Source organism: Virgibacillus sp. GM2-2 (genome assembly GCF_055329585.1).
In genome coordinates this window covers 1-244 of sequence record NZ_JBUZWC010000142.1, presented here as the reverse complement: position 1 = coordinate 244, position 244 = coordinate 1, and the positions used below count along the sequence as shown (strand labels likewise).

The following is a 244-nucleotide window of genomic DNA, read 5'->3' as shown; positions in this document are numbered from 1 at the left end:
AAGCGCCCGTAGCTCAATTGGATAGAGCGTTTGACTACGGATCAAGAGGTTAGGGGTTCGACTCCTCTCGGGCGCGCCATTTTACGGGAAGTAGCTCAGCTTGGTAGAGCACATGGTTTGGGACCATGGGGTCGCAGGTTCGAATCCTGTCTTCCCGACCATCGAAAATCCTTTATAACATATGAATATATGCGGGTGTAGTTTAGTGGTAAAACCTCAGCCTTCCAAGCTGATGATGAGGGTT

General features: G+C 49.6%; 2 tRNA genes. Both read left to right on the top strand.

What is annotated here, in order from left to right:
• The first annotated feature begins 2 nt into the window (after positions 1 to 2).
• Positions 3 to 79 (top strand) — tRNA-Arg (locus ACY9Z2_RS19300).
• A gap of 5 nt (positions 80 to 84) precedes the next feature.
• Positions 85 to 161: transfer RNA gene (locus tag ACY9Z2_RS19295), tRNA-Pro, on the top strand.
• The last annotated feature ends 83 nt before the right edge of the window (positions 162 to 244 follow it).